Annotated in this window: 5 protein-coding genes, 1 tRNA gene and 1 riboswitch; of the genes, 4 read left to right on the top strand and 2 right to left on the bottom strand. The window is 71.8% G+C overall.

Annotation, left to right across the window (positions count from 1 at the left end; translation table 11 throughout):
* Positions 1-1,148: 1,148 nt before the first annotated feature.
* The gene (locus tag ACFYPN_RS32810; protein ID WP_358766312.1) at positions 1,149-1,562 is read right to left on the bottom strand and encodes a hypothetical protein; all 414 of its coding nucleotides are present in this window, start codon (positions 1,560-1,562) and stop codon (positions 1,149-1,151) included.
* Between the two features lie 108 nt (positions 1,563-1,670).
* Here ACFYPN_RS32810 and ACFYPN_RS32805 point away from each other — a divergent pair, with 108 nt between their 5' ends.
* Positions 1,671-2,432, top strand: coding sequence for a GntR family transcriptional regulator (locus ACFYPN_RS32805; protein ID WP_358766310.1), 762 nt, complete (start codon positions 1,671-1,673; stop codon positions 2,430-2,432).
* 376 nt (positions 2,433-2,808) lie between these two features.
* On the opposite strand, the gene ACFYPN_RS32800 is transcribed toward ACFYPN_RS32805, so the two are convergent.
* On the bottom strand, positions 2,809-3,279 hold the full coding sequence (locus ACFYPN_RS32800) for a hypothetical protein (RefSeq protein ID WP_358766308.1): 471 nt from the start codon (positions 3,277-3,279) through the stop codon (positions 2,809-2,811).
* A 442-nt stretch (positions 3,280-3,721) separates the two neighbouring features.
* Between ACFYPN_RS32800 and ACFYPN_RS32795 the strand changes: the two genes are divergently transcribed.
* The 3 genes from ACFYPN_RS32795 to ACFYPN_RS32785 all read left to right on the top strand — a co-directional run bounded on the left by ACFYPN_RS32795 (position 3,722) and on the right by ACFYPN_RS32785 (position 6,979).
* A tRNA-Met gene (locus tag ACFYPN_RS32795) sits at positions 3,722-3,795 on the top strand.
* A 467-nt stretch (positions 3,796-4,262) separates the two neighbouring features.
* The gene (locus ACFYPN_RS32790; RefSeq protein ID WP_389303453.1) at positions 4,263-5,411 is read left to right on the top strand and encodes a PP2C family protein-serine/threonine phosphatase; all 1,149 of its coding nucleotides are present in this window, start codon (positions 4,263-4,265) and stop codon (positions 5,409-5,411) included.
* Between the two features lie 347 nt (positions 5,412-5,758).
* A riboswitch (cyclic di-AMP (ydaO/yuaA leader) is annotated at positions 5,759-5,912 on the top strand.
* Between the two features lie 11 nt (positions 5,913-5,923).
* Entirely contained in the window at positions 5,924-6,979 is a 1,056-nt protein-coding gene (locus ACFYPN_RS32785; protein ID WP_389303451.1) for a M23 family metallopeptidase, read from the top strand.
* The last annotated feature ends 174 nt before the right edge of the window (positions 6,980-7,153 follow it).

The raw sequence follows: 7,153 nt of genomic DNA, 5'->3' as shown, positions 1-7,153 counted from the left end.
CCGATCAAGGACAACGGGATCACACGAGACCCATGGAGCAGACGGCAGACTTTTAATCCGTTGGTTGTGGGTTCGAGTCCCACACGGCCTACCGATCGCAGGGCGGGAGACATCCTCGGACCTGCCACTGAGCGCCTCGACCGGCTTCTGCCGTTCGGGGCGCTCAGTCGTTCCGGGGCAGGCTTGAGCGATGCGTGGACGCCTCCGGGCGGGGCCGGCCGCTTGGCGGCGTCCTGCACCGTGCCCCTCGCCCGCGGGGCCGGCCGGCTACCCGCCCACGAGGGCCGGCCGGGCACCCGCCCCGCCCGTCAGCGGTGAATCCCCATCGCGTCGGCGTCGACCGCACCGCGCCGTGCGGGACGGTGACCTCGATCGGGCGGCCCAGGCCGGTGAGGGCCAGGGTGCTCACGGACGAGGCGGCGCCTTCGAGATCGAGTGACATCCGTACCCGCGCGGCCCGCGCCTGCTCGTCCACCCATACGTCGATGGGCACCGGGATCTCGCCGCCCACCATGGAGCGGAGGGTGCCGGCGGTCCTCAGCGCGTCTTCCGACATCTCCAACGTCAGCGCGCTGAAGGGCGGTCGGCCGCGGTAGTGGGTGGTCGGGGTGGAGCCGACCTTCTCCTCGCCGGTCTTGCGGAACTCCGTGGCATCGAGCGCCGACCCAACGCGTGCCGTGGTGCGGCCGTCGAGGCGACCTGCCGCACCACGGCACGCACCGCGCACAGCACGGAACAGGGCACGGGCGGGGACACCCCGTACGTCATATCGGGCAGCGGTGTCCAGGACGAGGAATCCGGGTCGTCAGGAGCAGCGAGGGGCGCTGAAATCGGCCCGCCTACTGCTGCTCCGACAGCCCCTGGATACCTGTGTGGTCGCAGTGGGCCACCGATCCGGCTTCGGTGGCCGTCCGGGTGCCCGCCCCGGCCGGGCGGGAGTCACCCGGTGCTCCCCGGCGCTCGACGGTCGCCCGTCGCGAGCGCCTTCCTGATGCGGTGGCCGCGGCTGTGTGCCGGGGGCCGGCACTCCGGGGAGCCGGGCGGGTGGGCGTACGCGTCGGGCCGGGCGCCCGAGGCGGAGTGGCCCTCCGCCGTGGTCACCGCGGGGCCGCTGATGGTCCGGTCGCAGTCGACGCAGATGAGCGGGATCACTGACGGGCCGCCCGCCACGCACGGCTGAGCCGGTCCGCGATCTCGCACTCCATCCGGTCCGACCGGCAGGCCGTGCACTCCGAGGTGTGGGTGATCAGGGTGCGGTACTCCGCGTCTCCGGGGGCCGTGCCGCCGGCCGGTTCCGCCATGTCGGTTCTCCTTCGTCTCGGGGCGGGGTGGTCGATCTCGGCCCACACCCGTGCGACGCCGTCGGCGCCCACCTCGTGACCGAAGCGATCGCCGCGCGCCAGCGTCATGAGGATCGTGCTGTGGATGGCGCTGCTCAGAGGGGAGGGGAGAGGCGCCTCCACCCGGAACGCGCCGGGGGCCTCGGTCACCAGTGGCTCGTCGTCGATCGCGGCGGCGAGCATGCCCGCGAGCGCGGCGACACGTGGCGGCACGGAGGGCATGGCTCTCCCCTGGGTGATTGCATCACGTTTCGTAATGCTGAATATTCAGCTTCGACCTGATGGGTTAGCTTTGTCAATGTCCGACTTCCACTGCTGGGAGCTGTGCATATGCCTCGCGACACCCCTTACCTTCAGGTGGCCGACGCTCTCCGCGACCGCATCAGGGCGGGCGAGTGGGCCGTGGGTGACAAGCTGCCCAGTCGTGCCCGGATCGCCGAGGAGTACGGGGTCGGCGCATCCGTCGCCCAGCGCGCCATGGAGCGGCTCACCATCGAGGGCATCCTCGAAGGCCGGGCGGGGTCCGGGACGTACGTCCGCAGGCCGCGTGAGCGCCGGCGCATGATCCGTACGAGGCCTCCGGAGCGCCAGGACGCCGCGCTCTACCGCGCTGTCCTCAACTACCAGGACCACGAGGGTAAATGGGAGTCGCGTTCGACCGCGCGGACTCCGGCGCCGGAGCGCATCGCGGAGCGGCTGGCCATCGAGCCGGGCGGCCTCTGCGTCGTCACCGACTACGAGTTCCTCGTCGACGGGCTGCCCGTCCAGCTCTCCAGGAGCTGGGAGCCGATGGCGATCACCGGGAACACCCCGGTCGTGCTCCCCGAGATGGGCCCGCACGCCGGAATCGGCGTGGTCGAACGGATGCGGTCGATCGGCGTCACCATCGTGCGCGCCGTCGAGATCCCGCGACCGGCCCGTGCGAACCAGGAGCAGGCGAACCTCCTCGGCATCAGCATCGGTGGCCTGATCACGGAGCTGGAGCGCACCTTCTACGACACCGACGGCCGCCCGGTCGAGACCGCGGACGTCGTGGTGCCGGACGTGCGGTGGGAGATCGCGTACGAGATCGCCGTCGAGCCGCGCGGGTAGCGACGGCCGCCTTCGGGGGCGGTAAACAGCCCTTCCCCTAGCCGGAGTTCGCGGTGTGCCGACCTACGGGCCGGTGGGGGCCGGTGCGACGCGGCCGATGCCCGGACGGTGACGCCACCGGAACGGTGATCCCGCGCGGATGGTGGTGCCGCGCGGATGGTGGTGCGCCCGGATGGTGGCGCCACCGGGACGTGATGCGGCTCGGGCGTGACGGCAGACGGACGTGACCGCGCGGGGACGTGACCGCGCGGGGACATGACCGCGCGGGGACATGACCGCGCGGGGACATGACCGCGCGGGGACATGACGCTGCCCCCGCCGGGCCGTGGGGCCTGGCGGGGGCGGGGTCCGGTTGGGCGACCCGGGTGGCTGGGGCTCAGGCGCCGGTGGGGGCCTTGGTTCCGGCCGCCTCGTCGGGCGCTCCTTCGGGTGCTGCCTCCGTGCCGGCCGCTTCTCCGTCGGCTGCCCCGCTGATAGCCGCCCCGGTGGTGGCCGCCCGGGTTTCGGCGGCCGCGGGTCTTGCCGGCTCCGCGGGCGTGGCGGACGCGGAGCCGGGGGTGGTGGCCGGTTCCGCCGTGGCCGCGCGGGCCGCCGATGCCGCCTTGCTCTGGTAGATCATCAGACCGATGAAACCGGCCAGGAAGCCGCTGATCAGGCCCGATATCGCGTTGTTCAGGGCGTTGGTGCCCTCACCGTCCGGCATCCCGATGATGAAGTAGACCACCGCCGCGCTCATCACGGCCCCGGCGAGGCCGCCGATGATCGCGCTCGCGGCCGAGGTGCGCACCCGGGCCCCGAGGGAGGTGTCCGACGGGGCGGAAGGGGCGGGGGTGAGAGGCGTGGTCATGGTGGAGTCCTCCGGAGACAACGGCGTTGCGGGACCGGGAGCACGTGGCCGACGCCGGGGCAGGGCGAAATATGCCGCCACGGGGGCACGCGTCCGCACGGGCAGCCCGCCGGTTCCGGGGGATGCAGCCATATCCTTGGCCAGAAGAGCACGCCTGGCAACTACCTGATCCAAAAAGACCGTTGTAGCGGGAGCTGCGCGGTTTGGCCCTAAGTGGGCTGATCCAACGGTGACATGGTGGCGCGCCGTACCCGGCGTGGGTGAAGTCGGTGCGCCGGGGGCGGGGTTACCTACTTCTCGTCCTTCTGATCGCGCCCTTCCGGGCGTCGGCGGCGCGGTCGCGACCGGTCGCGTCTCCCGCCTGCGCGGTCCCGGAATCCGGAGGTCGTTCGTCCGGGTGGTCATGAGCCCGTTCAGGATGCCGTAGAGTTGTGTTCATCGACGCGGGGTGGAGCAGCTCGGTAGCTCGCTGGGCTCATAACCCAGAGGTCGCAGGTTCAAATCCTGTCCCCGCTACTGAAGGCCCGGGCCCGGCACGCACAGCGTGCCGGGCCCGGGCCGTTTTCAGGCGTTCGCTCGCGTGTGTCCGTTCGTGGGCATCGTCCGCTCGGTCCGCACCCTCGGTCCGGCGGCGTAAAGATCTGCCGCAACGGGCATGAACTGGTCCATCCAGGAAACCTCTCGCACTCCCGTACGGTCGGTGTCATTCGATCGAACGCGTTGACAGGTGTCCGGGTGTCCGGGGCGGCTGCTCCGCCGCTCACGTGCGGGGCGCACCGGCGTTCGCCGGACAAGGATCAATCCCCCCACCCCACCGGGCCGGTGCACCCGGCGTACGCCGGCGGTGGGGGGCGCTCGAAGGGGAGCCGTGCGCTCCCCCCTATGGACGACGGGGAGTCGCCGCGCGGCGCGGTTCGGGATAGCCCGGGCGGGGAACGGTAGGTTCCGCAGCCGTGGCGGGACAGGGCAGGAGAAGCGCAGAGGTGGGGAAACGGCTGTACGGGGATGGCTGGACGTCCGGGGGTGTGAGCGCCCGGCGGTTCGTGCGGGTCCTGCCTGCCCTGCTCATCGTGGGCGGGCTCGTCTTCGACATCGCGTCACCGCCACGCTTCACGGCGGTGCCCCTGTTCGTCGCTGCTCCCCTGATCGCCGCGCCGTTCGCCTCCCGGGCCGGCACCGTCCGGATCGGCGTCGCGTCGCTGACCGCCGTCATCGCGATGCGGGTGTACGTGGGAACGCTCGGGCAGATCGTTCCGATCATCGAGACGCTCACCGTGGCCACCGCGGCCGTGTTGGCGCTCGTCATCAACGGAGTCGTCCGACGCGGCAACGAGCAGCTCGCCTCTGCCCGGATCATCGCGGAGACCGCCATGCGCGCGGTGCTTCCCGTGCCGGCCGACCGGGTCGGCGGACTCCACGTCGCCGCGCGGTACGAGGCGGCGCAGGCGGACGAGTACGTCGGCGGAGACCTGTTCGCCGTCGCGGACACCCCGTACGGGGTACGCCTCGTACTGGGCGACGTCCGGGGCAAGGGGCTCGACGCGGTGGAGGCGGTGGCGGTGATCATCGGCGCGTTCCGGGAGGCCGCCGAGCAGGAGGAGTCGCTGGAGGGGGTGGCGCAGCGGCTGGAGCGCGCGCTGGCCAGGGACGCGGCGCGGCGCGGGGGGCTCGATCCGGTGGAGGGATTCGTCACCGCGGTGCTCGCCGAGATTCCGCCGGGCTCCGAGACACTGCGGATCGTCAACCGGGGCCACCCCGAACCGTTGCTGCTGCATGCCGGAGGAGCGCTGGACGTGCTGCGGCCCAGTACGCCCGCGCTGCCGCTCGGCATGGCCCTGGGCACCTGGCCGGACCGGGTGGACGAGTGGGACCTCCCGCCGGGCGCGACGCTGTTGACCTACACGGACGGGCTCTCCGAGGCGCGCGACCGGGCGGGTGTGTTCTACGACCCGGCGGAGCGGCTGCGCGGCCGGATCTTCCCCGGTCCCGACGAGCTGCTCTCGGCACTCACCGACGACGTCCGGCTGCACACCGGTGGCCGTTCGACGGACGACCTGGCGCTGCTCGCGGTCGCCCGGCCGGCGGAGGACCAGCCGGCACGCCGGACCACCGTGCCGATCGTGGGCCGCTGACGCGATTACGGCCTTCCCGGAGCCTCTGCGATCTCCCTCCGGACGCCGACGGTGTCCGTCGGCGTCCGGCAGTGTCCCTCGGGGCCCGTCGGGGTGGTGTGTGGAGGTTCGGCCGACTCGGCGACGGTCCGTAGCAGCACGGTGCCGCTCGATAACAGATGACATACCGTCAGATAATCCGGGGTGCGGAGTCTGCTCGCAAGTCGCCCCGATGAGTGCATGAATGCCCAGGTAAATCCCGGCCCGAAGCAGGAATGATCAAGGGGAGCGGCTTGGAATCGGAGCCGTCTGTCTATTAACGTTCGATAACGCAGCGCGGTCGTCCCAGCCGTCGTCAGAGACGGCGCCGTGCGCGAGCGCCGAATTCCGCAAGGGAACCGGGGAACCACCTTCTTGGGGTGAATCGGACACCTGTGTCTCGGAAGAGACACCGGGCGTCCGTAGGAGACCTTCCTGCTCCGAACCCGTCAGCTAACCCGGTAGGCGAGAAGGAAGGAAAGGAGTGCGCCCACGTGGCGTCCAACCAGCCTGCCCCCGAGGCCCCGTCACCCTTTGCCACCCGTGAGGGGTTCGGCTTCCCCGGCGACGCCGACAGGGCCTGGGAGGAATGGAACCCCACCGAGGATTCCCTCCGCCCCGTACGCGGCCGGCACCGCGTGGCCAAGCAGCGCGGTCTCGCGCGTAGTTCCACCGTCCTCGGCGTCGGCGTCATCGCGGCCGTCGGTGCGGGCGGCATGGCCACCGCGCAGAGCAAGCCGCCGGTCTCCATCTCCCTTCCCGATTCGCTCGCGGACAGTCTTCCCGACGCCAAGTCCCTCCCCGGGCTGGGTGCTCTGATCACCGCGGTCGAGTCCGACACGCCCACCGCGCCGGTGGTGGCGTCCGCGCCGCTCACCGCGGCCGGGCTCACCACCGCGAAGACCGAGCAGGGTGCCGCCGACGCGGGCGAGGCACTGCGCGCCCGTATCCTCCAGCAGGCCGAGCAGCAGCAGTCCGCCGCCGACGCGGACGCCAAGGCGGCGGAGGAGGCGGCGGCCGCGACCAAGGCCGCCACCGAGGCGGAGAAGCAGCAGGACGCGGCCACGGCGAAGGCCGCGGCGGAGAAGAGGGCGGCCGAGGAGGCCGCGGCGAAGAAGGCCGAGGCCGAGAGACTCGCCAAGCTCGCCGCCAGTTACTCGCTCCCCACCTCCGCGTACACGATCACCTCCACCTTCGGCGAGGCCGGCACCATGTGGGCCTCCGGGCACCACACCGGCCTCGACTTTGCGGCGCCGACCGGTACCCCGGTCAAGGCCGTGCACGGCGGGACGGTCAAGTCGGCGGGCTGGTCGGGCTCGTACGGGTACCGCACGGTCCTGGAACTCGACGACGGTACGGAGATCTGGTACTGCCACCAGTCCTCCATGGACGTCGTCGCCGGCCAGCAGGTCAGCACCGGCGACACCATCGGCCGCGTCGGAGCGACCGGCAATGTCACCGGCCCGCACCTCCACCTCGAAGTCCACACCCCGGACGGCGCCGGCATCGACCCGATGGCCTGGCTGACCGGCATGGGCCTCACGGTCTGACGCCGCCCTCATCCCCGGCAGCCCCGACGCTCCCCCGACGTCAGGGCTGCCGGACCCTCCGTGCTGCCAGGATCCTGCCGGAAGCGCGCCGGAGCCGCTGTTGGAACGGCCGACAAAAGCCGCTTCCGAGGCCCGGAGCCGGAATACGGTCGGGCGTCCGCTCCGTTGAAACCC

Source organism: Streptomyces sp. NPDC005576, assembly GCF_042871745.1.
Classification (GTDB): domain Bacteria; phylum Actinomycetota; class Actinomycetes; order Streptomycetales; family Streptomycetaceae; genus Streptomyces.
The sequence above is the reverse complement of the archived record's forward strand: the minus strand, read 5'-3'. Positions and strand labels throughout refer to the sequence as shown.